The sequence below is a fragment of the Nonomuraea sp. AD125B genome (assembly GCF_041402765.1).
In the GTDB taxonomy this organism is placed as follows: Bacteria; Actinomycetota; Actinomycetes; order Streptosporangiales; family Streptosporangiaceae; genus Nonomuraea; species Nonomuraea bangladeshensis.
In genome coordinates this window covers 222,502-246,028 of the sequence record NZ_JBGLOU010000002.1, presented here as the reverse complement: position 1 = coordinate 246,028, position 23,527 = coordinate 222,502, and the positions used below count along the sequence as shown (strand labels likewise).

The 23,527-nt window shown below is 72.3% G+C and carries 22 protein-coding genes and 1 pseudogene; 9 read left to right on the top strand and 14 right to left on the bottom strand.

All coding sequences use genetic code 11. The features are described 5' to 3' along the window. Nucleotides 1-26: 26 nt before the first annotated feature. Nucleotides 27-665, top strand: a pseudogene (locus ACBR40_RS06015) (tetratricopeptide repeat protein); the annotation flags it as partial. 192 nt (nucleotides 666-857) lie between these two features. Here ACBR40_RS06015 and ACBR40_RS06010 read toward each other — a convergent pair. The 4 genes from ACBR40_RS06010 to ACBR40_RS05995 are packed head-to-tail and all read right to left on the bottom strand — an operon-like array spanning nucleotide 858 to nucleotide 4,223. Next, nucleotides 858-1,619, bottom strand: coding sequence for an ABC transporter ATP-binding protein (locus ACBR40_RS06010; RefSeq protein ID WP_371247781.1), 762 nt, complete (start codon nucleotides 1,617-1,619; stop codon nucleotides 858-860). Next, nucleotides 1,616-2,626, bottom strand: coding sequence for an iron chelate uptake ABC transporter family permease subunit (locus ACBR40_RS06005; RefSeq protein WP_344207856.1), 1,011 nt, complete (start codon nucleotides 2,624-2,626; stop codon nucleotides 1,616-1,618). Before ACBR40_RS06005 ends, ACBR40_RS06010 begins: the two co-directional genes overlap by 4 nt. Next, nucleotides 2,623-3,384: a class I SAM-dependent methyltransferase gene (locus ACBR40_RS06000; protein WP_371247780.1), complete on the bottom strand. Its 762-nt coding sequence runs from the start codon at nucleotides 3,382-3,384 to the stop codon at nucleotides 2,623-2,625. The genes ACBR40_RS06005 and ACBR40_RS06000 overlap by 4 nt, the downstream gene beginning before the upstream one ends. Continuing rightward, the gene (locus ACBR40_RS05995) at nucleotides 3,381-4,223 is read right to left on the bottom strand and encodes an ABC transporter substrate-binding protein (RefSeq protein ID WP_371247779.1); all 843 of its coding nucleotides are present in this window, start codon (nucleotides 4,221-4,223) and stop codon (nucleotides 3,381-3,383) included. Before ACBR40_RS05995 ends, ACBR40_RS06000 begins: the two co-directional genes overlap by 4 nt. A 292-nt stretch (nucleotides 4,224-4,515) precedes the next feature. Here ACBR40_RS05995 and ACBR40_RS05990 point away from each other — a divergent pair, with 292 nt between their 5' ends. The 5 genes from ACBR40_RS05990 to ACBR40_RS05970 all read left to right on the top strand — a co-directional run bounded on the left by ACBR40_RS05990 (nucleotide 4,516) and on the right by ACBR40_RS05970 (nucleotide 10,387). Further along, the gene (locus tag ACBR40_RS05990) at nucleotides 4,516-4,998 is read left to right on the top strand and encodes an N-acetyltransferase family protein (protein WP_371247778.1); all 483 of its coding nucleotides are present in this window, start codon (nucleotides 4,516-4,518) and stop codon (nucleotides 4,996-4,998) included. Nucleotides 4,999-5,073: 75 nt separating this feature from the next. Then, on the top strand, nucleotides 5,074-5,913 hold the full coding sequence (locus ACBR40_RS05985; RefSeq protein ID WP_344207861.1) for a hypothetical protein: 840 nt from the start codon (nucleotides 5,074-5,076) through the stop codon (nucleotides 5,911-5,913). 103 nt (nucleotides 5,914-6,016) lie between these two features. Continuing rightward, nucleotides 6,017-8,794: a TIM barrel protein gene (locus tag ACBR40_RS05980; protein WP_371247777.1), complete on the top strand. Its 2,778-nt coding sequence runs from the start codon at nucleotides 6,017-6,019 to the stop codon at nucleotides 8,792-8,794. 69 nt (nucleotides 8,795-8,863) lie between these two features. Next, nucleotides 8,864-9,709, top strand: coding sequence for a shikimate dehydrogenase (locus ACBR40_RS05975; RefSeq protein WP_371247776.1), 846 nt, complete (start codon nucleotides 8,864-8,866; stop codon nucleotides 9,707-9,709). A gap of 27 nt (nucleotides 9,710-9,736) precedes the next feature. Further along, nucleotides 9,737-10,387, top strand: coding sequence for a TetR/AcrR family transcriptional regulator (locus ACBR40_RS05970; RefSeq protein ID WP_344207865.1), 651 nt, complete (start codon nucleotides 9,737-9,739; stop codon nucleotides 10,385-10,387). A 4-nt stretch (nucleotides 10,388-10,391) separates the two neighbouring features. Here the strand turns inward: ACBR40_RS05970 and ACBR40_RS05965 are convergent, their stop codons facing one another. The 9 genes from ACBR40_RS05965 to ACBR40_RS05925 all read right to left on the bottom strand — a co-directional run bounded on the left by ACBR40_RS05965 (nucleotide 10,392) and on the right by ACBR40_RS05925 (nucleotide 19,631). Further along, nucleotides 10,392-10,940, bottom strand: coding sequence for a PQQ-binding-like beta-propeller repeat protein (locus ACBR40_RS05965; RefSeq protein ID WP_371247775.1), 549 nt, complete (start codon nucleotides 10,938-10,940; stop codon nucleotides 10,392-10,394). 258 nt (nucleotides 10,941-11,198) lie between these two features. Next, nucleotides 11,199-11,585 carry a PQQ-binding-like beta-propeller repeat protein gene (locus tag ACBR40_RS05960; protein WP_371247774.1) on the bottom strand — a complete coding sequence of 129 codons (387 nt, stop codon included), beginning with the start codon at nucleotides 11,583-11,585 and terminating at the stop codon, nucleotides 11,199-11,201. Continuing rightward, on the bottom strand, nucleotides 11,534-11,794 hold the full coding sequence (locus ACBR40_RS05955; RefSeq protein ID WP_371247773.1) for a hypothetical protein: 261 nt from the start codon (nucleotides 11,792-11,794) through the stop codon (nucleotides 11,534-11,536). The genes ACBR40_RS05960 and ACBR40_RS05955 overlap by 52 nt, the downstream gene beginning before the upstream one ends. A gap of 17 nt (nucleotides 11,795-11,811) precedes the next feature. Next, nucleotides 11,812-12,525 carry an ABC transporter ATP-binding protein gene (locus ACBR40_RS05950; protein ID WP_371247772.1) on the bottom strand — a complete coding sequence of 238 codons (714 nt, stop codon included), beginning with the start codon at nucleotides 12,523-12,525 and terminating at the stop codon, nucleotides 11,812-11,814. After that, nucleotides 12,522-14,327, bottom strand: coding sequence for an ATP-binding cassette domain-containing protein (locus ACBR40_RS05945; RefSeq protein WP_371247771.1), 1,806 nt, complete (start codon nucleotides 14,325-14,327; stop codon nucleotides 12,522-12,524). The genes ACBR40_RS05950 and ACBR40_RS05945 overlap by 4 nt, the downstream gene beginning before the upstream one ends. After that, nucleotides 14,324-15,193, bottom strand: a complete 870-nt coding sequence (locus ACBR40_RS05940; protein WP_344207870.1) for a branched-chain amino acid ABC transporter permease — start codon at nucleotides 15,191-15,193, stop codon at nucleotides 14,324-14,326. The genes ACBR40_RS05945 and ACBR40_RS05940 overlap by 4 nt, the downstream gene beginning before the upstream one ends. A 1-nt stretch (nucleotide 15,194) precedes the next feature. Further along, nucleotides 15,195-16,337 (bottom strand): ABC transporter substrate-binding protein, encoded by a 1,143-nt coding sequence (locus ACBR40_RS05935; RefSeq protein ID WP_344207871.1) that lies wholly within the window; start codon nucleotides 16,335-16,337, stop codon nucleotides 15,195-15,197. Nucleotides 16,338-16,470: 133 nt separating this feature from the next. Then, complete coding sequence (locus tag ACBR40_RS05930) at nucleotides 16,471-18,186, bottom strand: thiamine pyrophosphate-binding protein (RefSeq protein ID WP_371247770.1); 1,716 nt, start codon at nucleotides 18,184-18,186, stop codon at nucleotides 16,471-16,473. Beyond that, the gene (locus ACBR40_RS05925) at nucleotides 18,183-19,631 is read right to left on the bottom strand and encodes an aldehyde dehydrogenase family protein (protein WP_371247769.1); all 1,449 of its coding nucleotides are present in this window, start codon (nucleotides 19,629-19,631) and stop codon (nucleotides 18,183-18,185) included. Before ACBR40_RS05925 ends, ACBR40_RS05930 begins: the two co-directional genes overlap by 4 nt. Before the next feature lie 219 nt (nucleotides 19,632-19,850). Between ACBR40_RS05925 and ACBR40_RS05920 the strand changes: the two genes are divergently transcribed. From ACBR40_RS05920 to ACBR40_RS05910, 3 genes are read left to right on the top strand one after another with little or no spacing between them, the layout of a single operon-like run. Further along, nucleotides 19,851-20,624, top strand: a complete 774-nt coding sequence (locus tag ACBR40_RS05920; RefSeq protein WP_371247768.1) for an IclR family transcriptional regulator — start codon at nucleotides 19,851-19,853, stop codon at nucleotides 20,622-20,624. Nucleotides 20,625-20,640: 16 nt separating this feature from the next. Then, nucleotides 20,641-21,804 carry a CoA transferase gene (locus ACBR40_RS05915; protein WP_344207875.1) on the top strand — a complete coding sequence of 388 codons (1,164 nt, stop codon included), beginning with the start codon at nucleotides 20,641-20,643 and terminating at the stop codon, nucleotides 21,802-21,804. Then, nucleotides 21,801-22,550, top strand: coding sequence for a citryl-CoA lyase (locus tag ACBR40_RS05910; protein ID WP_371247767.1), 750 nt, complete (start codon nucleotides 21,801-21,803; stop codon nucleotides 22,548-22,550). The genes ACBR40_RS05915 and ACBR40_RS05910 overlap by 4 nt, the downstream gene beginning before the upstream one ends. A 23-nt stretch (nucleotides 22,551-22,573) precedes the next feature. Here the strand turns inward: ACBR40_RS05910 and ACBR40_RS05905 are convergent, their stop codons facing one another. Then, nucleotides 22,574-23,494 carry a hypothetical protein gene (locus ACBR40_RS05905; protein ID WP_371247766.1) on the bottom strand — a complete coding sequence of 307 codons (921 nt, stop codon included), beginning with the start codon at nucleotides 23,492-23,494 and terminating at the stop codon, nucleotides 22,574-22,576. Between the last annotated feature and the right edge of the window lie 33 nt (nucleotides 23,495-23,527).

Here is a 23,527-nt window from a genome sequence, read left to right as displayed (position 1 = left end):
AGCTCGGTCCTGATCACCCCGCGACCCTGGCCACCCGCACCAGCCTGGCCGGCGCCTATCAGGCATCGGGGGACCTGAAGCGGGCCACCCAGCTGTTCGAGGCCACGGCCGCCGACTATGAGCGGGTGCTCGGCCCCGACCACCCCGACACCCTCAATTGCAGCACCTACCTGGCCAACGCCTACCAGGAGGCGGGGGAGCTGGACCAAGCCGTCGCGCTGTTCGAGCAGACGCTGGCGGAACGGGAGCGCGTGCTCGGTCCTGATCACCCCGCGACCCTGTCCTCCCGCGTCTACCTCGCCGGCGCCTACCGTACGGCGGGGAACCTGGATGGGGCCATCCAACTGCTTGAGGCCACTGTCAGCGACTGCGAGCGGGTGCTGGGCCCCGACCATCCCGACACCCTGACCTGCCGCAGCACCTTCGCCATCGCCCTACAGGCAGCGGGTGAACTGAAGCGGGCCATCCAGTTGCTCAAAGTGAGCGTCAGCGACGATGAGCGGGTGCTGGGCCCCGACCACCCCTCCACCCTCACCTCCCGCTTCTACCTGGCCGACGCCTACCAGGCGGCGGGGAACCTGGGCCGGGCCATCCCGCTGCACGAGGCCACCCTCAACGACCGCGAACGCGTCCTCGGCCCCGACCACCCATCGACCCTGGCCTCCCGCATCTACCTCGTCAGCGCCTACCAGGCGGCGGGGGATCTGGGCCGGGCCGTCGCGCTGTGCACGACCACCCTCAGCGACTGTGAGCGAGTGCTGGAGGTGATCACCCCACGACCCGTGTCGTCAGGGCGAATCTGGAGGTTCTCGCCTCCGAGGCCGCTCGTCGAAGGGCTCGTTGGCGGAGTTAGCCCGTCACCTCAGGAAACGCAGGCTCGGACGGCCGGCGGCGGAGCGGGTGATCTCCGTTCGTACGCGGTAGACCCGCTCCACCGTCTCCTCCGTGAGGACCTCCGCCGGAGGGCCGGCGGCGACGAGCCGCCCCTGGTGCAGCAGCAGGAGCTGATCGCAGTACTGGGCGGCGAGGTTGAGGTCGTGCAGGGCGGTGACGACGGTGACCGGGGTCGCGGCGAGCAGGTCCAGCAGGGCGAGCTGGTGGGCGATGTCGAGGTGGTTGGTGGGTTCGTCCAGTAGCAGCTCCGTGGGTTCCTGGGCGAGGGCGCGGGCGATGTTCACCCGCTGGCGTTCGCCGCCGGAGAGCGTGGACCAGCGGCGGTGCTCCAGCTCGGCGACGCCGCACCGGCGCAGGGCGCGGCGGGCGTGTACGAGATCGTCCTCGCCGGTCGAGGCCGCCAGGCGGCGGCGGTGGGGGATGCGTCCGAGCAGCGCCACGTCCAGGACGGTCAGCTCCGCGTCGGTGCTGACCTCCTGGGCGACCACGGCCAGGCGGCGGGCGACGTCGCGCCGGGGGAGGCGGTCCAGGTCGTGGCCGTCGAGCAGGACCGTGCCGCCGTGCGGCCGGAGCAGCCCGGCGAGCAGCCGCAGGAAGGTGGACTTGCCGGAGCCGTTCGGGCCGAGCAGCCCGGTCAGGCCGCCCGGGGTGAACGCGACGGTGATCCCGTCGACGATCGGCCGGCCCTGGGCCGTCCACCTGACGTCGTGGGCGCGCAGGCTCACGCCGGTGTCTCCTTTCTCCGCCGCATGACGAGCGCGAAGGCGGGCACGCCGATCAGCGCCGTCAGCACGCCGACGGGGATCTCGCGGGGGGCGAAGGCGGTGCGAGCGACGGTGTCGGCGGCCAGCAGGAACACGCCGCCGTACAGGGCGCAGGCGGGAAGCAGCGCGCGGTGCCGGCCCCCGGTCATGGCGCGTACGGCGTGCGGGACGATCAGGCCGACGAACCCGATCGCGCCGCTCGCCGCGACCAGCACCGCCGTGGTGAGCGCGGTGACCGTGAACAGGATCAGCTCCGTCCTGGCCGGCGCGATGCCCAGCGACGCGGCGGCCTCGCGGCCGAAGGCGAACGCGTCCAGCGCCGACGAGGCCGCCCAGCAGGCCGTCATGCCCGCCGCCGCGACCACGGCGCACAGGGCCACGCTCGCCCAGCTCGCCGAGGCCAGCGAGCCCAGCAGCCAGAAGGTGACCCCGCGGGTGCTCTGCGCGTCCGCCGCCCAGATCACGGTCAGGCTGGTCAGGGCGCTGAACAGCTGGGAGACCACGACCCCGGCCAGCACGACGCGGACCGTGCTGCCGAACCGCCTGCCGATCATGGCCAGCACGCAGCAGAAGGCGAGCGCGCTGCCGCCGAAGGCGCCCGCCGACAGCGCCGCGGCGCCGGTGCCCAGCCCCAGGACCAGTACGGCCACCGCCCCGGTGGAGGCGCCGGAGGAGATGCCCAGCAGGTACGGGTCCGCCAGCGGATTGCGGGTCAGCGCCTGCAGCACGGCCCCGCACACCGACAGGCCGGCCCCCACCAGCGCCGCCAGCAGGACCCGCGGCAGGCGCAGCTCCCAGATGATGCCGTCGTCCAGCGGCGCGAGCGGCCGTACCGGCAGGCCGGCATGGGCCGCGACCGTCCGCAGCACGTCGGCGGGGGACAGCCCGGCCGCCCCCACCACGGAGGCGGCCGCGATCGACAGCAGCAGGAGCAGCAGGCCGGCGCTGATCGCGGATGCCGTCCTCATCGCCTGGCGAAGACGACGTAGTCGTCGAGGTACTGCCAGACGGTGCCCACCTCGGTGAAGCCGGCCGTGCGCAGGGCGGCGAGGTGGAAGGGCAGCGGGGCGAGCGGCTGGGGCGGGCGATCGGCGAAGCGCCGCTCGCGCTCGGGGACCCGCTCGGCGAGGTCGGGCAGCTGCCCGGCCAGGGTCCACCAGGCGTCCCAGGTGGGGGTTCCGGCGGTGAAGGCGGCCTGCCGCACCTGCTCGTCGTGGCGGGCCGAGAGCTCGGCGAGGGTGGGGTGCCCGGGGCCGAAGCGCAGGTGGTCGGCGTTGAGCAGGACCGCGCCGGGCGGCAGGATCGCGGCCAGCTCGGTGTAGACGCCGAGCAGCTGGGACGGGGACAGCCAGTGCAGCGCGGTCGAGGTCAGGACGGCGTCGAAGCGCCGGTCGGCGAAGCGCCGGCTCCAGCCGGGCTCCGCCAGGTCGGCGTCGACGACGGTGGCGCGGTCGCCGTACTCGCTGAGCACGGTCTCGGCGAGCCGGGCCAGCACGGGATCGTGGTCGGCGGCGGCGACGCGGGAGCCGGGCACGCGGGCCAGCACCCGGTCAGCGATCGAGCCGGGCCCGCAGGCCAGGTCCAGCACGGTCGGCTCGGCGGGGCAGTGCAGGCGCAGGACGTCCAGCATGACCTCGAAACGGTTCTCGCGGTGGGCGACGTACGCGCTCTGCTGCTCCTCCCAACGGGCCAGCAGGTCGCGCGGGGTCAGGACGGGGGCGGTCATGCGTTCTCCTTGGCGGGTGCGTACAGGCTGGTCAGTCCGCGGCCGACCTGCTCGACGGCGGTGACGGCGCGGATGGACGGGTCCACGGAGGAGCCCGGGACGACGATGAAGCGCTCGTTCCTGACCGCGGTGAGCCTGGAGGCGACGGGGTCGCCGCGGAGGAAGCGCTTCTTGGCCTCGGCGCTGTCGCCGTCGCCGCCGCGGGTCAGGTCGGCCAGCACGATGACGTCGGGGTCGCGGGCGGCGATCTCCTCCCAGTTGCCCTCCGGCCACTGCTGCTGTACGTCGGCGAATGCGTTGCGCGCCCCCAGCAGCCGGGTGATCGTGCCGGGCAGGCCGGTGTCACCGGCGATGGCGGGGGTCTTGGTGCCGGAGTAGTACCACATGATGTCGGCGTCGAGGTTCGCCGGCGCCGCGCGCTCGGCCGCCTCCAGCCGCCGGCGCAGGTCGGCGACCACGGACCGGCCCCGTTCCTGCACGCCGAAGACGGTGGCGATGTCGTCGATCTCCTTGAAGATCGCCTCGAACTCGGCGGTGGCGGGGATGAGCGCCCGGTCCTCGCAGTCGTTGGACGACAGGTACGCGGGGACGCCCAGCCTGGCGAGGTCCTGGCGCGACCCGGCGGCCTCGGGGGCGAAGGCCGAGGCGCGCATGGAGTAGACGAAGTCGGGCTTGCCGGCCAGCAGCGCCTCGCGGCCCGGGTACTGCTCGGCCAGCACGGGCACCTTCGCGTAGGACTGCGCCAGTTCGGGGAGCACCGGGTCGGTCTGGTACGCCGTGCCGGCCATGCGGCCGGCCAGCCCCAGGGTCAGCATGATCTCTGCCGCGTTCTGTTCCATGGCCACCGCCCGTCGCGGCGGGGCCTGGATCGTCAGGGGGAGTCCGCAACTCGTCACCCGGGTCGCCGGGGAAGCGGTGGTCGCCGCCGTACCGCTGCCGCTACCGCACGCGGTGGCCAGGGTCAGCACAGCGGCCGCCACACCCCAACGAATGGGAATGGTTTTCATGTTCGATGACCCTAGCACTACCGGGAAGCACCACCTCATCGGAGCCGGGCCGATCTCCGGGATAATCTGCCGGTGGCAGGTGGAGCTCAGCGCCGCCGCCGCGGAGTCGTGAAGGAGTCGGAGCGTGCAGCTGCGTCCCGCGAGGCATGAAGACGCGCAGGAGATCGCCAGGATCTGGCACGAGGGCTGGGGCGACGGGCACCGGGGCAACGTCCCCGACGCGCTCGCGGCGGTCAGGACCCCGGAATCGTTCGGCGAACGCGCGGAGCAGCGGATCGCGGACACGGTCGTCGCGATCGTCGGGGGCACCGTGGCCGGCTTCGTGATGGTGGCCGGGGACGAGGTGGAGCAGGTCTACGTGGCCAGGGAGCACCGCGGCGGCGACGTGGCGACCGCGCTGCTCGCCGAGGCCGAACGCCTCGTCGCGGCCAACGGTCACGGGCGGGCGTGGCTGGCGGTCGTCGCGGGGAACGTACGCGCCCGCCGGTTCTACGAGCGGAACGGCTGGGTCGACGAAGGGCCGTTCGACCACCTCGCGCCGAGCGAGACCGGACCCATCGTCGTCCCCGCCCACCGCTACGTGAAGCTCCAGCAGGGCTCATCATGATCGTGGTTCGGCTTGACAGTTGATCTTGTATGCACAAGATTGTTGCGTCCCTCCGACCGATCCCAGGGGAACGTGATGAAGCGAACCGTCGTGGGCGTCATGCTGATCGCGGGTCTGGCGCAGCTCCTCTCCGCCCCTGCGCAGGCAGCGCCCGGGACCGACCCGGTGACGGCGCTCCGGGCGGCTCTGATCCGCGGCAAGGGCGTGGACATCGTGTACACCGCGAAGGTGGATCACGGTCACGGCGTGTACTACACCTTGAAGCTGGACGGCATGGTGGGGTTCGGGCCGCAGGGCGAGATCGCCTCTGATACGTCCCAGCGCGCGCGGTACAGCAAGGTGATGAGGAGCGGTCTGAAGGAACTCGGCTTGGCGGAGTACGCCGCCGTGGAAGAGACGCCCCTGAGGGTGATCTCGTCGGGCCACGACGACTACGTCTCGGGCCCCCGCTTCGCCGACGTACTGCCGCAGGGCACGAACTGGGTCCGCTACCCGCACACCGATCTGCCCGCCAGCAATCCGTTGCTGGAGATACTGGAGCCGGCCACGCTCAAGGCCGCGCTGGCGCGCCGCACGTCCTGGCGGGGCGGGGTGGTGAAGGGCACGATCAAGGCCGACGAGCTGGTCGGGGTGTCTGATTCCTTCGCCTCACGCTTCCGCGGCTCTTCCCGGAGCAAGCCCGTCAGCACCATCTCCTACACCCTCCGTCTGAGCCCGGCCGGACTGGTGGAGCGGGTCACGGCCAAGGGAGTCCTGCACCACGGGAAGGGGGAGGTGCTCCGCGTCGAAGCGGACACCCGCTACTCCACCTGGGGACGGCCGGTCACCGTCGCGCTGCCGCTGAAGGGCGAGGTGCTCGACCAGGAGCAACTCGAAGGCAAGGTCCCCTACCAGGTGCCCGGCGCCTGGAACTAGCCGGTACCGGCATCCGGCTCGTATGAGCCCTTCCGCCGGCGGCGGTCTCGGCATATAAGTAAGTATCTAGTTCGTTAATCAGCGTCCAGAAAGGTGAGACCTCATGCTCACCGCTGATCGTGGCAAGGCCCCTGCCGCCGGCCGCCGCCCCGCGAACCCCTCGCCGGCGCTCGCGACCGCCTGTCTCTCCGGCACGCTCGAGGACAAGCTCGCGGCCGCCGCCGCCGCGGGCTTCGGCGGGATCGAGATCTACGAGGACGACCTCATCGTGTCGAGCTGGTCGCCGGGCCGGATCCGGCAGGAGTGCGACCACCTGGGCCTGGCGATACACCTGTATCAGCCGTTCCATGACTTCGAGGCGGTGCCGCGCGAGGCGTTCGAGGCCAATCTCCGCCGGGCGGAGCGCAAGTTCGACGTGCTGGAGCAGCTCGGCGCGACCACGATGGCGGTCTGCTCGACGACCGCCGCGCACGCCGTCGACGACGACGACCTCGCCGCGGAGCAGCTGCGCACGCTGGCCGAGCGGGCCGCCCGGCGTGGCCTGCGCATCGCCTACGAAGCTCTGGCCTGGGGCCGGTACGTGAACACCGTCGAGCACGCCTGGCGGATCGTCCGCCGCGCCGACCATCCCGCGCTCGGTTTATGCCTCGACAGCTTCCACGTGTTCGCCCGCGGCGACGACCCCGCCGCGATCCGGGCCGTGCCCGGAGCGAAGGTGTTCCACCTGCAGCTCGCCGACGCGCCACGGCTGAACATGGACGCATGGGAGTGGAGCGAGCACCACCGGCTGTTCCCCGGGCAGGGCGATTTCGACGTGGCCGGGCTCCTCGGTCACGTGCTCGCCACCGGGTACGACGGCCCGCTCTCGGTCGAGGTGTTCAACGACGTCTGCCGGCAGGCGGACCCCCGGCACGTCGCCGTGGACGCGATGCGGTCGCTGCTGTCCCTGGAGGAGACGGTCGGCGCGGCCGGCCCGGCGACGGTGCGTGAGCGCGTCCGGCCGGCCGATCTGCCGCCGGCTCCGCGGCTGGGCGGTCACGTGTTCACCGAGCTGGCCGTGGACGAGATCTCCGGCCCGGTCGTGGCGCGGGTGCTCACCGCGCTCGGGTTCACCCATGCCGGCCGGCATCGTTCCAAGCCGGTGCAGCTGTGGTCGCAGGGCGCGGCCCGGCTGCTGCTGAACTTCGCGCCGCAACGGAAAGTGGCCGCGGGCACCGCCGCCGTCTGCGCGCTGGCCGTGGAGAGCGCCGACCCGGCCGGTTCGGCGCGGCGCGCCGAGCGGCTGCTGGCGCCCGTGCTCCCTCGGGTCCGCCGGGAAGGGGAGGCGCATCTCAACTCCGTGGCGGCCCCGGACGGAACGGCCGTCTTCTTCTGCCGTACGGGCGGGGACGACAACTGGCTCGACGATTTCGCCCCCACCGGGCGCGAGGCCAGCCCCGACGGCCTGCTGACCGGGACGGACCACGTCTCGCTCACCGAATCGGTGGACGACTTCGACCAGGCCGCGCTCTTCTACCACGCCGTGCTCGGCCTGCGGGCGACGCGGACCACCACGCTGCCCGCGCCGTTCGGGCTGATGCACAGCCGGGCCGCGGCCGACCCGCAGCACCACGTACGGATCAACCTCAACACCGCGCCGCTCCGGCGGGGCGACTGGTCGCCGGCGGTGCCGAGCCCGCAGCACATCGCGTTCACCACCGACGACGCGATCGCCGCGGCGCGGGCGATGCGGGCGCTCGGCGCGCCGCTGCTGACGATCCCCGGCAACTACTACGACGACCTCGATGCCCGCCTGGCGTTGCCGCAGGAGCTGCTCGCGGCGATGAGACGGCACTCCATCCTCTACGACCGGGATCAGCACGGCGAGTACCTGCACTTCTGCACCGAGATGATCGGCGCGCGGATCTTCTTCGAGGTGGTCCAGCGGGTCGGCGGCTACTCCGGCTACGGCGCCCCGAACAGCGCGGCGGTGCGCATGGCCGCGCACCGCAGGCGACGGCTGACCACGTTGAGACGGGCGCCCGCCCTCGCCGGCGGCGACCACGCGCACGACTACTCCCTGGCGCATCTGACCGCGTTGAGCCTGTCGCCCCCGAAGCTGGTGAGCGCCGCCGCCGACGCCGGCTACCGGTACGTGGGCCTGCGCATGACCAAGGTCACCCCGCACGAGCCGCACCACCCCCTCGCCACCGACCCCGCGCTGATGCGGGCGACCAAGGTCCGGCTCGCGGCCACGGGAATCCAGGTGCTCGACATCGAGCTCGCCCGGATCCCGCCCGAGGCCGATCCCGCGGAGTTCGTGCGCTTCCTGGAGGCGGGAGCAGAGCTCGGCGCCCGCCATGTGATCACGCAGCTTCCCGACCCGGACTTCGCCCGCAAGGCCGACCGGTGCGCGCGGCTGTGCGAGCTGGCCAGGCCGCTCGGCCTCACCGTCGATCTGGAATTCCCGTCGTGGACGCAGACCGGCGACCTCGCCGAGGCCGTCCGCGTCCTGCGTGCCGCCCGCCAGCCCAACGCGGGCATCCTCGTCGACCTGATCCACTTCGCCCGCTCCGGCTCCAGCTTGGCCGAGCTGCGTGACCTGCCGCCGGAGTGGTTCCACTTCGCCCACGTCTGCGATGCCCCGGCCGAGGCGCCGCCCACGCAGGAGGAGGTCGTCCACGCCGCTCGCTTCGAGCGCCTGTTCCCCGGCGAGGGCGGTCTCGACGTGCACGGGATCCTCGGCGCCCTGCCGCCGGGAATCCCGTACGCCCTGGAGATCCCCCGGGCCACCCTCGTGGCCCAGGTGGGCGCGAAGGAGCACGCCCGCCTCGCGATCACCGCGGCGCGCCGCCATCTCGACGCGGCCGTCCGGCGTACCGGCCCCACCGAGGCGGCATAGACCGCTGGTCACGTAACTCACTAGTACGTACATTAGGAGGGTCTGTCAACGGGCCTCAAGGGAGACGTGATGGAGTCGTACCTGGTCGGACTGATCGGCTCGGGCATCGGTCCCTCTTTGAGCCCGCAGCTGCACGAGCAGGAGGCCGCGCACCACGGGCTGCACTACGTCTACCGGCTGCTCGACCTCGACCGCGTGGGCGCTGACCTGGGGGAGCTGGTCCGCACGGCACGCAGGTTCGGCTACGACGGGCTCAACGTCACGCACCCCTGCAAGCAGGACATCATCCCGTTCCTGGACGAGCTGTCGCCGGACGCCCGCATGCTCGGCGCGGTGAACACCGTGGTGTTCGACGGCGATCGGGCCATCGGCCACAACACGGACTGGACGGGCTTCGCGGAGTCCTTCGCCCGCGGGCTGCCCGACGCGCCCGCCCACCACGTCGTCCAGCTCGGCGCGGGAGGAGCGGGGGCCGCGGTCGCGCACGCGCTGCTCACCCTGGGCGCCGATCGCATCACCCTGGTCGACGCCGACCCGGCGCGGGCCACCGCGCTCGCCGGCGAGCTGGCCGCCCGCTTCGGCGCGGGACGGGCCCGCCCCGCGGACGCCGCCCAGCTACCGGAGCTACTGGCGCGGGCGGACGGACTGGCGCACGCCACCCCCACCGGCATGGCCCACCATCCCGGGATGCCGTTGCCCGCCGAGCTGCTGCGTCCCGGGCTGTGGGTGGCCGACATCGTGTACCGGCCGCTGAAGACGGAGCTGCTCGAACAGGCGCGGGCGCTCGGCTGCCGGACGCTGGACGGCGGCGGCATGGTCGTCTTCCAGGCCGTGCACGCGTTCCGGCTGTTCACCGGCCGGGAACCGGACACCGAGCGGATGCTCGCCCACCTGACCGATCTCGTCTCCGTCTGAGGCGGAAGATGTGCCTAGGATGAGCCGGTGACCAGTCAACCCGCAGCCCCTGAACGCCAGCGGGATCCCGACCGCACCAAGTCGGAGATCCTGGAGGTCGCTCAGCAGGAGTTCGCCCGCCACGGTTACGCGGGAGCGCGGGTGGACGAGATCGCGGCCCGCATGCGCACGACCAAGCGCATGATCTACTACTACTTCGGCAGCAAGGAACGCCTCTTCATCGCGGTGCTGGAGAAGGCCTACGCCGAGGTGCGCAAGGTGGAGCAGGCGATCGAGGTCGGGCACCTGGCGCCGGTGGAGGCCATCCGCACCCTGGCCGAGCTGACCTTCGACCACCACGACGCGCACCGCGACTTCATCAAGCTGGTCACGATCGAGAACATCCACCAGGCCGAGCACATCCGCAAGTCGCAGGCGCTGGCCAACCTGGGCACGCCCGTGCTCGACCTCATCGAGGCGATCCTCGACGCGGGCACGGCGAGCGGCGACTTCGTCACCGAGGCCGACGCCATCGACGTGCACATGCTGATCAGCTCGTACTGCTTTTTCCGGGTGGCCAACCAGCACACCTTCGGGGCGCTGTTCGGGCGGGACATGACCGCCCCGGCGCACCGCGAACGGCTGCGCCGGATGGTGGGGGACGCGGTCGTGGCCTACCTGCGGGGCGCGGGCGCCTGATCGATCAGCCCGTGACCTCGATCTTGCCGGTGGGCCGCGGGCTGTGGCAGTCGTCGATGGCCATGGCGTTGACGGCCGTGGACTCGACGGCGCCCACCTGGCCGCCCGCGTAGACGCGGGCCAGGACCACGGTGTTGTTCACGGCGCCGCCGTCCACCGGGCCTCCGGAGACCGGCCGCCGCACCACGGGAGGCGGCGGGGTGGGCGCGGGGGGCGCGCCGCCGCCCAGCTTGAAGGCCCACAGGTGGTCGCCGCGCGGCGCGGAGTTCCCGTACGGGATGCTCGTGCCGCCCGCGTAGACGGCGACGTACTGCTCGCCGTCGATCCCGTAGGCGATGGGGGCGCTGCTGACCCCGGCCCCGGTCTGCCAGCGCCACAGCTCGCGACCGTCGCGGGCGTCCAGGCAGAGCAGGTTGCCGTCGGGCTGGCCGATGAACAGCAGGTCGGAGGCCGTGGTGAGGACGCCGTTGCCGTGCGCCATCGAGTACGGCAGGTTCTTCTTCCAGCGCACCCGGTTCGTCGAGGGGTCCACGGCCACGACGCCGCCCGCCATGTACTCGTCCGGCGGGCGCAGCCCGTTGGACGCCTCGCGTCAGCGAGTGGGCGGCCGCCACGTAGCCGAAGCCGGTGTAGACCAGGCGGGTGCTCGCGCTGTAGGAATGGGCGCTCCAGTCGGCCCCGCCGCCGTGGCCGGGGATCGTCAGGATCGGCTCGTCCCAGTGCGGCGTGTAGAGCGGCCCGATCCGGTAGTTCGGCACGGCGCGGTGCGGCAGGCCGGACACCTCGGTGCCGAGCGGCTGCCGCGCCGGCGTCAGTTCGGTCCAGCCGCCCTGGCGCGGGAACGGCTGCGTCGGCCAGGTCTTCTGCCGGGGCTCCTGCGGCACCGGCACCTCGTCGATGCCGAGCGGCGCGGAGCCGTCGGTGCGGTCGAGGATGTAGTACATGCCGGTCTTGCTGCCGTGCCCCAGAAGTGCCACACCAGGTCGCCGGTGGCGGCGTCGAAGGCGAGGGCCGCGCCCCTCGGGCCGTCGTTGGTGCCGCAGTGGAGCAGGCCGTCGTGGTAGGTGACCGCGACCTTCTCCAGGTTGCCGTACCCGTGGTGCTGCCGCTCCCAGACCACCTGGCCGGTGCGCTGGTCGAGGGCGATCAGCCAGTTGTCGTTGGCGCAGGTGAAGACCTTGCCCGCGCCGACCGCCACCCCGCGCCGGGTGACCGCGCCCCGCGCAGCCGCCTGACGTTGCCGGGGTGCAGCCGGCGGAGGGCGCTGTGGTTGTGGTTGGCCAGGTTGCCGCCGACCTTGGGGAAGTCGCGGCCGGAGCGCCGGACGGCCGCGGCGGCGGGCGGCTGCCCCGCTCCCGCGAGCGCGGCGGCTACGGCGCCCGCGAGCAACTCTCTGCGACGGACCATGACCCTCTCCTCACGTTCTACAGACCGAGATAGATGCGCCGGACCCGGGGGTCGTCGCTCAGCTCCGCCGAGGCGCCGCCGGCGGCGATCTCGCCGTTCTCCATGACCAGGCAGGTGGTGGTGACGTCGAAGGTGAGCTTGGCGTTCTGCTCCACGAGCAGGATGGCCAGGCCGTCGGCGTTGAGCTTCTTCAGCGCGGCGGCGATGTCGCCGACGAGCTTGGGCGACAGGCCCATCGAGGGCTCGTCCAGCAGCATCACCTTGGGCCGGCACATCATGGCCCGGCCCACCGCGAGCATCTGCTGCTGGCCGCCGGACAGCGCGCCGGCCAGCCGGTTGCGCATCTCGGCGAGGACCGGGAAGAGCTCGTACACCTCGTCGATCGGGGTGTGCTTCCAGCTGCTCGCGTACGCGCCGAGCAGCAGGTTCTTCTCCACCGTGAGCCCGGGGAAGACGTGCCTGCCCTCGGGGACGTAGCCGATGCCGTGCCTGACCAGCGTGTGCGCGGGCGCCCGCAGCAGGTCGTGCGCGCCGAACCGGATGGCCTCGGCCTGCCGGGGCGCCAGCCCCATGATCGCTTTGAGGGTGGAGGACTTGCCGGCGCCGTTCGCGCCGATGATGCCGAGCGACTGGCCGGGCTCGACGGTGAAGGAGACGTCGTGGGCGGCGCGCACGCCGCCGTAGTGCACGGACAGCCCCTCGACGGTGAGCGTGCTCCCAGCGGATGTCATCGGGTCGCCTCCTCGACGGCGGCTTCTGCGGTCTCCTCGGTCGGCGCGGCCATCGAGTCGCCGAGGTAGGCGGCGACGACGTCCGGGTGCACGGCGACCTCGGCCGGCGGGCCGTCGGCGATCACCCTGCCGCTGGACAGCACGGTGACCTGGTCGCACAGCGACATGACGAGGCCCATGTTGTGCTCGATGATGATCACGGTGACGCCGGAGTCCCTGATGGAGCGGACGATGTCGGCGAGCTGGCGCACCTCCTCGCCGTTGAGCCCGGCGGCGGGCTCGTCGAGCAGCAGCAGGCTGGGGGACATGGCCATGGCTCTGGCCAGCTCGATGCGGCGCTGGATGCCGTAGGGCAGCGAGCGCGGCTCGGCGTCGGCGACCTCGGCGAGCCCGAAGCGGTCGACCAGCTCCGCGGTCCGCCGGTGCAGCGTGCGCTCGTAGCCCAGCACCTGCCACGGCAGGACCGCGTAGCGCCAGATCCAGCTCGTACGGGTGCGGTCCAGCGCCAGCAGCAGGTTCTCGCGCACGCTGAGATCCTCGAACAGGCGCAGGTTCTGGAACGTGCGGGCCACGCCGCGCAGCGACAGCCGGTACGGCGCCAGCCCGGTCGCCGCTCGCCCGCCGAGCTCCACCGACCCTTCCGTGGCGTCGTAGAAGCCGCTGATCACGTTGAACAACGTCGTCTTGCCGGAGCCGTTCGGCCCGACGATGCCGCGGATCTGGCCCGTGGGGACGCTGAGCGACACCTTGTCGAGCGCCACCAGGCCCTTGAACCGCTTGGTCACCTCCCGGACCTCAAGAGCGCTCTCCCCGGAGGGGGCGGGCGCGGGGTCGTAGGGCCGGAACGCGCCGAGCTGGGCCCGCGAGCCGCCGGTCCGCCGGCGCAGCAGGGACCGGAGCTGCCCGGGCAGCCCGGCCAGTCCCTTGGGCGCGAACACCACCACCAGCACGACCACCAGGCCGTAGCCGAGCTGCGCGTAGCCGGACGCGTCCAGCAGCGCCTCCCTGACCAGCGACAGCGCGACCGCGCCGACGACGCAGCCGAGGACGCTGCTCCGCCCGCCGATGATGACCATGGCCAGCAGCAGGAACATGTTGGCGATGTTGAACGACTCGGGCGCGACGAACCGGATCAGCCCGGCGTACAGGACGCCGGCCAGGCCGCCGTACAGGCCGGACAGCACGAACGCCGTCATGCGCAGCAGCGGGATCTCCGCCCCGAGCGCGCCCGCCGCGAGGTCGTCGTCGCGCATGGCGCGCAGGCGGCGGCCGAGCGGGGAGTGCGTGACGAACAGCGCGAAGGCCAGCGCGACCGCGAAGACGACCAGCTCGACGTAGTAGAACAGGTAGCCGCTGGACAGGTCGATGCCGAACATGGGCGGCACCGGGATGTCGCTGATGCCCTCGGCGCGCCCCGCGATCGTGGAGTTGGTGACCCAGTTGGTGAACGCCAGCGCCAGCCCGAGCGTGACGATGCCGAGGTAGTGCGACTGCATGCGCAGCGCCGGGATGCCGGTCAGCACGCCGAACACCACGGCGATGAGGACGGCCAGCACGGCGGCGGTCCAGAAGCCGAGGCCGGCCTCGGTGGTGAGGATCGCCACCGCGTACGCGCCCACCCCGAAGAACGCGACCTGGGCCAGGTTGATCTGCCCGGCCACGCCCATGGTCAGCCCGAGCCCGACGGCGAGGACGGCGAAGATGATCGCGACGTCGGCGACGTGGATGGCGTAACCGCCCAGGGTGTAGGGCAGCAACCAGGCCGCCGCGATCAGCGGGACGAGCCCTAGCCAGCGCTTCATGCCCGGTTCACCGTTGCCTCTCCGAAGATGCCGGTCGGGCGGATCATGACCACCACGGCGAACACCAGGAACGTGACCAGCTCCGAGTACTCCTGGAAGTTGCCGGCGGCGAAGCTGTCGAGCAGGCCGAAGGCGAGGCCGCCGACGATCGCGCCGGGCATGCTGCCGAAGCCGCCGAGCATGGCGGCGGCGAAGCCCTTGATGCCGAGGGTGCCGCCCATGGTCGGGTTGACGTACAGCATGGGCCCGATCAGGCTGCCGGCCAGCGCGGCGAGGCCCGCGCCGATGGCGAAGGCCATGGCGTTGCTGCGGCCCACGTGGATGCCGACCGCGGTCGCGGCCTGGTGGTCCATGGCGACGGCCTGCATGGCCGCGCCCCGCTTGGTGCGCTGCAGGAACAGCGCCAGCAGCCCGGTCGCGGCCGCGGCGACCGCGATCACCAGCAGGCTGTAGGTGGGGATGCGGATGCCGGCCACGTCGATCGGCCCCGTCGCGACCGGGGACGGCACGGCGTGCCCGGTGGCGCCCCAGATCAGCACCGCGCCCGCCTCCAGGACGGCGCCGAAGCCGATCGTGCCGATCAGCATCAGCGTGAAGTCCTTGTTCTCCAGCGGGCGCAGGAACCGTTCGATGACCAGGCCGATCAGCGCCGTCACCGCGATGGCGACCACGATCGCGACGGCGAAGGGGAGCCGCGTGGCCAGGTAGAAGGTGGAGGCGGCGTAGGCGCCGATCATGACGACGCTGCCGTGGGCGAAGTTGACCAGCCCCATCGTCCGGTAGACGATCGAGAACCCCATCGCCACCAGCGCGTACACCGCTCCGAACGTGACCCCGCCGATCAGGGTCTGAAGGAAGACCTGCACGTCAGCTCGCGGCCTCGGGCACGACCTTGCCGTCCTTGACCAGGCCGATCTTGGTGGCGTGGATGCCGACGCCGTTGGCGTCGTAGGTGTAGTCGCCGAGCAGCCCGGCGCGCTTGACGCCGCGGATGGCGTCGGCGAGTTTCTGGCCGCCCTCGCCGTTCGTCTGCTTGAGCGCCTCGATGAGGATGGACGCGCCGTCGTAAGCCTTGGCGACGTGCATGCGGGCGTCCTCGTTGTAGGCGGCCTTGTACTTGGCGGCGAACTCCTTGATCTCCGGGGTGGCCTCGTTGCTCAGGTAGGGGGAGCTGACGATGGTGCCCTCGGCGTTGTCGAGGCCGGCGGTGGTGGCGTACACGTCGGTGCCCACGGGGGCGCCGCCGGCGAAGACGGCCTTGATGCCGAGCTCGCGGGCCTGCTTGGCGATCAGCCCCGACTGGACCTCTTCGGCGCCGATGAACAGCACGTCGGGGCTCTGCTCGCGGATCTTGGCCAGGTTGGCGTTGAAGTCCTTCTGGTCGGGGGTGACCACCTCGTCGGCCACGGGGGTGACGTTCCTGGTCTTGAGCGAGCTCAGGAAGGCGTCGTGCTCGCCCGCCCCGTACGCGCCGTTGTTGCTGATCAGCGCGATCTTCTTGTGGCCCTTCTCGTCCACCAGGTACTTGGCGAGCGTCTCGTCGAAGGTGACGCTGGTGGGAGCGTTGAGGAAGAGGAAGGGGCTCTTCAGCTCGGCCAGCTTGGGCGACTGCCCCGAGGTGATGTTGGGGATCTTGGCGTCCTTGAGTATCGGCGCCATGGCGAGGGTGACCGCGCTCTCGGCGGTGCCGAGCATGGCGATGTAGCCCTCGGCGGCGATCTTCCTGGCCACGTTGGTGCCGACGGTGGGGTCGCCCTGGCTGTCGAACAGGTCGAGCTGGATCTGCCGGCCGTTCACGCCGCCGGCCTTGTTGGCCTCGTCGATGGCGAGCTTGACGCCCTTGTGCTCCCACTGGCCGAGCGAGCTGAGCTGGCCGCTCTGGGCGTTGACGTTGGCGATCTTGATGGGGCCGGTGGCGGTGGCTCCCGAGTCGGTGGACTGGCCGGGCGGGGCGCACGCGGCGAGGGCTATCAGTGCCGCGGCTGCGATGGGGAATCTCGTGAAACGCACGGTTCACCTCTAGGGGGGTGGGTGAGGACTAATTCACGGACTAGTACGTTCGTTATAGGCGACGGGAAACGCTGAGGGAATCTCGAAAGCGCAACGGTTCCGGCCCGGAGGGCGGGCAGCCTGGTCAGGCCGCTCAGTCGGCGAAGTGGCCCTGATAGATGTCCTTGATGTTCCAGTGCCCCGGCGTGGGCACCGGCTCGTTGACCATCGGCACGTCGATGACGGCGGGCCGCCGGTTCTCGACGGCCTCGCGCAGCGCCCGGCCGAGGTCGGAAGGGGCGGCGACGGTGTGGCCGTCGGCGCCGCACGCCCGCGCGAGCGCGGCGAAGTCGGGGCTGTAGGGCCGCCCGGCGGGGTCGGTGAAGTCGCAGCCGTGGCTGCGGCCGAAGTGCGCCGACTGCAGGTCCGAGATCGTGCCGTGCGAGCGGTTGTTCATCACCACGAACACGACCGGGGCGCCCTGCTCGACCGCCAGCGGCACGGCGGGAAGCTGCGCGCTCATGCCGCCGTCGCCGATCAGCGCGATCACGGTCCTGCCCGGCTCGGCGAGCTGCACGCCGACCGCGGCGGCCGGGCCGAAGCCCATCGTGGAGGCGCCTCCCGGCGTGATGAAGCGGCCCTCGGCGGGCAGCTCGTAGCACTGGGCGACGCCGTTCTTGTTCCAGCCCACGTCGGTGACCAGGACCGCGTCCGGCGGCAGCGTGTCCCGCAGGTCCTTCAGGATGCGCTCGGGGCGCAAGGGGAAATCGTCGCTCAGGCCGCGCTCCCGGCTGGCCGCGTACAGCTCCGAGCGGGCGCCGGCGATCTGTTTGCGGACCTCGTCCCGGGAGCGGGCGGGGTGGGCCGCGACGGCGTCCGCGATCGCGGTGACGGCGAGCCGCACGTCGGCGACGGCGCCGATCTCCGCCGGGTAGTTGCGGCCGATCTCGGCCGGGTCGATGTCGATCTGGATCAGCGTGCTGTGCGAGAAGTCCCAGGTGAAGCGGGGGTCCCAGGAGCTGGCGTCGGTCTCGGCGAAGCGGGTGGCGAGGGCCAGCACCACGTCCGCCTCGCGGGCGCAGGCGTTGGTGAGCTCAAGACCCCAGAAGCCCGGCATGCCGAGGACCAGCGGATGCGCGTCGGGAACCGTGCCCTTGGCCATGAGCGAGTGCACGATCGGGATGTCGAGGTGCTCGGCCAGCCGGATCAGGGGCTCGGGGTCCTCGCGCAGGCCGCCGCCCACGTAGATCAGCGGGCGCTCGGCGCCGGCGAGGCGGGAGGCGATCAGCCGCGCGGTCTCCTCCGGCAGCCCGGGCGGGGCCGTCCTGCTGATCGGCGGGTGCGGCGCGGCGGGCCGGGAGAAGACGTCCATCGGCACGTTGACCAGCACCGCCCCCGGCCGGCCCGTGGTGGCGGTCCAGAACGCGCGCTCGACGAAGCGGCCGAGATCCTGGGCCCGGTGCACGTTCCAGGCCCGCTTGACGAACGGCCGGAACACGCTCGCCTGGTCGGCGTCGGCGTGCAGGTTGATCTCCTGGTGCGGGTGCCGGCCGTGGTAGTAGGACGGGATGTCGCCGGAGATCACCACCAGCGGCACCGAGTCCAGCGCGGCCGTCATGACGCCGGTCGCCGCGTTGGTGAGGCCGGGGCCCACGTGCACGAGCAGCACACCCGGCCTGCCGGAGGCACGGGCGTAGCCGTCGGCGGCGTGCGCCGCCGCCTGCTCGTGGCGGGCGATGACGAAGCGGATCGGGCTGTCGGCCAGCGCGTCCAGGACCGCGATGTTGGTGTGCCCGCAGGTGCCGAAGACGTACTCGACGCCGAGCTCTTCGAGCTGGGCGACGAGGGCGCGGGCGGCCGTGGTGGTCACTGCTCTCCCCAGATGGTCAGGCCCTTGAGCAGGAGGGTCTTGGTCACGGTGAAGTCCTCGATCATCCAGCGCGGCGACTCGCGGCCGATGCCGGAGTCCTTCACGCCGCCGAACGGGACGTGGTCGAGGCGGAAGTTGGACGAGCCGTTGACGACCAGGCCGCCGACCTCCAGCTCGCGCCAGGCGGTCACGATGCGGCGCACGTCGTGGGTGAACAGCCCGGCCTGCAGCCCGTACGGACTGCGGTTGCACTCCTCGACGACCTCCTCGAAGCCGTCGTACGGGAGCACGGCCACCAGCGCGCCGAACACCTCCTCCCGCACCACCCTGGCCTCGGCGGGCGGGCCGACGACGACGGTCGGCGCCATCACCGCGCCCTCGCGCGTGCCGCCGGCCGTCACCCGGGCGCCCTGGCCGGCGGCCTCGGCGGTCCAGCGGACCACCCGCTCGGCCGCGTCGTCGTCCACCATGGAGCCCACGTCGGTGGCCGGGTCCAGGGGATCGCCCACGGCCAGGCCCTTGACCTCGGCCGTCAGCGCCTCGGCGAACTCCTCGAACCGGCTGCGGTGCACGTAGACGCGTTGCACGGAGATGCAGCTCTGACCCGAGTTGCTGTAGCCGGTGCGCGCGCACACCCGCGCCGCCTCCGCGATGTCGGCGTCCTCGCAGACGATGGTGGCGGCGTTGCCGCCGAGTTCGAGCATGACCCGCTTCGGGCCGGCGGCGTGGGCCACGGCGTGCCCGGCCGTGACGCCGCCGGTGAAGCTGACGACGGCGATCTCCGGGGCGGCGCACAGCCGCGCGCCCACGTCACCGCCGCCGTGCAGGATCTGCACCGCCTCCACCGGCATCCCCGCCTCCAGGAGGATCTCCACCAGGGCGGTCGAGACCGCGGGAGCCTGCGGCGGCGGCTTGACGATCGTGGTGTTCCCGGCCGCGAAGGACGCGGCGAGCTTGTGGGCCAGCAGGTTGGCCGGGGCGTTGAAGGGGGTGATCGCGAGCACCGGGCCGGCCGGGGCGCGCTGCGTGATCGCGGTGTTGCCCACCCCGCGGCCCCAGCCCGCCACCGGCAGCACCTCGCCGCCGATCATCCGCGCCTCGGCCGCGGCGACGGACAGGGTGTCGGCGACACGTAAGATCTCGCCGCGCCCGTCCTTGAGCGGTTTGCCCAGCTCCACGGCCAGCAGGCCCGCCAGCCGCTCGCCCTGCGCGGTGACGGACGCGGCGGCGCGTTCCAAGATGTCGGCCCGTGTGGCGGGCGCCAGCCGCGCGACCTGTCTCGCCGCCTGCCGGGCGTAGGCCAGGGCCGCGGTGAGGTCGCCGGCCTGGGCGGTGCGGGCCCGGCTGACGACCTGCCGTGAATAGGGGCCGACGCGTTCGGCCTGTTCGCCGCCGGTCAACCACTCCCCGGCGACAAAGCACCCGGCTTCGTTGATGGTGTTCATGGTTGAGGACTCCCATTGATCCGCGCAGTGGTTCTTTGACTCCGCACTGTGGATTGCCTCACGGTAAGAGCACGGCGAAGGTTCTGGCAAGAGGGTCACGTGAACCGCTGGATGGAGCTTCTGGACCGCCAAGCGGACTGGGTGTTAGCGTACGGACCACGTGAGAGGGTGAGCGCAGATTCACCTTCAACCCACTAGTGAGGATCCGTGCCTTCGAACATGTCTGCGGGGTCGGGGTCGGGGTCGGGGGAGAGCGGGGGCGTACGCAGCGTTCAGCGCGCGTTCGACATCCTCTCGCTGCTCACCGAGAACCGGCGGACCCTGACCATCCGTGAGGTCGTCGACGAGACAGGGCTGGCCAAGACCACGGCCCTGCGCCTGCTGCAGACCCTGGAACACATGGGGTTGCTGTGGGCCACGCCGAAGGGCTACGCGGCGGGGCCCGCGCTGTGGCGCTGGGCGCACCTGGCCCGCTCGGCGTGGGAGCTGCCGCCGGAGACCGTGCAGCTCATGCGCGAGCTGAGCGCCCGGCACCGCGAGACCGTCAACCTCTACGTGCTGCGCGACACCCACCGCATCTGCATCGCCCAGCAGGAGAGCCCGCAGCCGCTGCGCCACGTGGTGCGGGTCGGCGACGAGCTGCCCCTGTGGGCCGGCGCCTCGTCCAAGATCCTGCTCAGGGACGCGCCGGAGCGGCTGCTCGTCAGGGTGGCCCGCTCCTCCCCGTACGGGGAGGCCCATCTGACGACCCTGCGGGAGTGGATCGGCCAGGCCGCCCGCGACGGCTTCACGGTCAGCCACGGCGAACGCGAGCCCGGCCTGTCGGCGGTCGCCGTCCCGGTCGTGGGGGGCTCGGGGGCGATCGTGGCGGCGCTGACGCTGAGCGGGCCGACGGTCCGCTTCACCGAGGACCGGGTCGAGGAGTTCACCGCTGATCTGCGCGAGGCGGCCAAGCGAATGTCGGAGCGCGGGTTCGACCACCCTCTGACCTGACTTCTATGGAGCGTGAATGCATCGTCAGCAGTTGCCACTGGACGGCGTCAAGGTCGTGGACCTGACCAACGTTCTGGCGGGCCCGTACTGCAGCTATCAACTGATGCTGTTCGGCGCCGAGGTGGTCAAGGTCGAGTTGCCCGGCGCCGGGGACCTCGCCCGGCGGCTGGGGCCGGACCCCGAGCTCAACCGCGAGCGGATGGGCGCCTCCTTCCTGGCCCAGAACGCGGGCAAGAAGTCGGTCGAGCTCGACCTGAAGAGCCCGGCGGGGCGGGCCGCCTTCGAGACGATGCTCGCCGAGGCCGACGTCCTGCTGGAGAACTTCCGGGCCGGGGTGATGGCCAGGCTCGGCTACGGCTGGGAGCGCCTGCGCGAGCTCAACCCCGGCCTGGTCTACTGCGCGATCTCCGGCTTCGGGCAGAGCGGCCCGATGAGCGGCGCCCCCGCCTACGACCAGATCATCCAGGGGCTGTCCGGCATGATGAGCGTCACCGGCACACCCGACACGGCTCCGCTGCGCGTCGGCTTCCCCATCTGCGACACCGTCGGCGGGCTGATGGCGGGCCTGGCGATCTGCGCGGCGCTGGCCGGGCGGCAGCGCGGCGGGCGCGGCTGCTTCCTGGACCTGTCGATGCTGGAGGCGTCGATCTCCGCGATGGGCTGGACCGTCTCCAACTACCTCGTCAGCGGGGTCGAGCCGGAGCCGATGGGCGACCAGAACGCCACCGCCGCGCCGTCCGGCACGTTCGAGACCGCCGACGGGCCGCTCAACATCGCCGCCAACCAGCAGGCCCAGTTCGAGACGCTGTGCCGGCTCGTCGGCCGGCCCGACCTGGCCGCCGACCCCCGCTTCGCCGAGCGGGAGGCGCGCAAGAACCACCGGCAGGCACTCAACCAGGAGCTCAACAAGGCGCTCCGCGCCAGGACCGCGCTGGAGTGGGAGGAACTGCTCTCCCGGGAGGGCGTCCCCGCCGCACGCATCCTCACCGTCCCCCAGGCGCTCGCCCTCGACCAGGTACGCCACCGCGGCTTCCTGACCGAGGTGCCGCTGCCCGGATCCGGCGAGCGGCCGGTCACCGTCACCGGCAACGGCGTGGTCATGGACGGCGTCGCCCTGCGCCCACGCGGGCCCGCCCCGCTGCTCGGGCAGCACAACGCCGAGTTCGAGGCCGTACGGTGAACGGGCCGACGTCCGCGGCGGCCGACTGGTGGGCCACCGCCGTTTCGCGGGTCGAGCCCGACCTCATCGAGTTGCGCGGAGAGCCGGTCCAGGACCTCATCGGGCGGATCGGCTTCGCCGAGCTGATCTGGCTCATGCTGCGCGGCGAACGGCCCGACCCCCGCCGGGCGGCGCTGCTGGAGGCGGCGCTCGTCTCGTCGGTCGACCACGGGCCGCACGCGCCGTCCATCGCCGTCGCCCGGATGGCCGCCACCTGCGGCGTGGGGCTCAACAACGCCGTCGCCACCGGCGTCAACCTGCTCGGCGACGTGCACGGGGGCGCTGGTGAGCAGTGCGTCGGGCTGCTGGAGGAGGTGGTGGCGGACGGGGATCCGGCCGCCGTGGTCGCCCGGTGGCGCGCCACCGACAAGTACCTGCCCGGTTTCGGTCACCGCTTCCACCGGCGCGATCCGCGTCGCGATCCGCTGCTCGGCCTGGTGTCGGAGGCGGTCGCGGCCGGGGTGGTGACCGGAACGTTTCTGCGGGCCGCGCTGGAGGTGGAGCGGCTGATCGCGCCGGTGCCGATGAACATCGACGGGGCGACCGCCGTGGTCTACGCCGAGCTGGGCTTTCCCGCCCCGCTGGCGCGCGGGCTGTTCGTGCTCAGCAGGTCCGTGGGGATCCTGGCGCACGCCTGGGAGGAGACCGGTCAGGGACGGCGCAACAAGGGGCCGATCCCGCCGTCCGTCCTGCCGACCTGGCTCTGAACGCTGCGGCGAGCCCTGCCGGGTCAGGCGTTCGCTCGGCGGAGGCGTTCGGCCGCCTGTGCCCTGAGCGCGTCGCCGGACACCGGGGCGTCGCCGTGGAGCGCTTCCCATCGGGCGTTGTGCGCGGCCGGCCACAAGCCGGCCGCCCACGCGACCTCCTGCTCCTCGGCCGTGAACGCGCGCCCCCGAACGTCCTGATAGACCTCAAGGAACGCCTCGGAGCTCTCGATCGGCGCCAGCGTGGGCGGCCCGGCGCTGGCGAACGCGCCACTCGCCGCGCCTGCCAGCGCCGCCTCCGGTTGCCAGGCCAGGCTGTCCCAGTCGTGCACCGTCCATATCTCCCGGCCGTGCCATCGGAGGTTCTGCGCCTCGAAGTCGGCGTGGCCCAGCACGCACGGCAGGCCGGCGGCCAGCATCCGCCTGCGGGCCCGGTCGGCCGTGTCGACGACGTACGCGGGCACCGCGCGCTGATCCCGCTCATCGAGGAACGCGATGGCCGGCCACACCCCGCGATCCGCGTGGTCCCAGCGCACCCAGCGCGGGTTCGGCAGCGGCGGCGCGACGGTCACGCCGGTCAGCTCGGCCATCAGCCGGGCGAACACCTCCGCGTAACGCACGGCCACGTCCGGCGAGTCCCCGTGCAGCACCTCCCCGCCGGGGCGGAACTCCTCGGCGTGCACGGCCAGCGCGCCGACGCCGACCGCCGGCGTGAGCGGCCGGGCACAGGGAAACCCGCGCTCGGCCAGCCGAGCCTGCGCCGCGACACACGACGCGGCCCGGCCGTCATCGGCGCGGGTCTTGACCGCGACGTCCCTGCCGTCGGCCAGCCGGAGACCGAACACCGCCGACGTCTGCCGCAGCTGGAACAGCACGTCGGCGGGTTCGGAGCCCAGCTGGTCCAGACACCAGCCCGGCAACCAGTCCGGCAGATCATCCAACGCCATACCGAGGACTGTGCCACGGCTCCGGAGCCGGCC